The organism is Vibrio sp. 1727, assembly GCF_033344415.1.
GTDB lineage: Bacteria > Pseudomonadota > Gammaproteobacteria > Enterobacterales > Vibrionaceae > Vibrio > Vibrio alginolyticus.
The window spans coordinates 1-1041 of sequence record NZ_JAWPOT010000092.1; the positions used below are offsets into that span (position 1 = coordinate 1).

General features: G+C 46.4%; 1 protein-coding gene. It reads left to right on the forward strand.

All coding sequences use genetic code 11. The features are described 5' to 3' along the window. Window positions 1-83 precede the first annotated feature (83 nt). Window positions 84-1010 carry a metal ABC transporter substrate-binding protein gene (locus R8O10_RS24015; RefSeq protein WP_276397726.1) on the forward strand — a complete coding sequence of 309 codons (927 nt, stop codon included), beginning with the start codon at window positions 84-86 and terminating at the stop codon, window positions 1008-1010. The last annotated feature ends 31 nt before the right edge of the window (window positions 1011-1041 follow it).

Below are 1041 nucleotides of genomic sequence, written 5' to 3' on the forward strand. Positions count from 1 at the left end.
ACAGGGGTGGCAACAGCTAATTCTCTCTTCTCCATCTTCTGCTCATCCTTCGCACACTTAACTCAATTCAAAGAATACATATTATGATCACACGTTCGCTTTTACGTTCCATGTTTGCATCTTGCGCTTTATTGGTCGCTAGCACGTCCAGTTTCGCGAGTGACAAAATGAAAATTGGTATCACGCTTCAGCCTTATTTCAGCTATGTGCACGCTGTTGTTGGTGACAAAGCGGAAATCTTGCCGCTGGTGGATGCTGGCTTTAATCCTCATAACTACTTACCGCAACCGAATGATCTAAAACGTCTTAATGAAATGGATGTCATTGTGGTGAATGGTATTGGCCATGATGATTTTGCATTGAAGGTGATCAACGCATCGCAACGCGATGATCTCGTTGTCATTGAAGCCAACAAAGAAGTTCCGCTATTGCCAGCAATGGGACAATCAGTCGGGCAAGGCGCGGTGAATCCACATACGTTCGTTGGGCTCTCAACAACGATTCAAAAGGTTTATACCATCGCGAGCGAGTTGAGCAAACTCGACCCTGACAATGCCGATTTCTACCGTAAAAACGCGCGTCAATACGCTAAAACTTTTCGCATGATGAAACGTGATGCCATGTTGTCGTTGGGCGAATTGGACACGGCAGGAATGAAGGTTGCGACAACGCACAACGCATACGGCTACATTCTGCAAGAGTTTGGTGTGGATGTTGCTGCAGTGATTGAGCCAGCTCATGGCGTGGAGCCGAGCGCGAGCCAACTGCAAGAGACGATCGAGAAGATCAAACGATCTGGCATTGATGTGTTGTTTTACGAGCTGAATATGCCAAATCGCTTTGTTGACACCATCGAAGAAGCGACAGGAGTCAAGCTCTACCGTTTTTCTCACATGACGCATGGGGAATACGAGGCGAACAAAGTGGAAGTTGAGATGCGCGAAAATGTTGAGACCTTGATTAAAGCGATGAAGTTCGTGGCAAGCAAACACGCACAGGAGAAAGCGTAATGCTTGGTCCTTCTATCTCGATAGATAATTT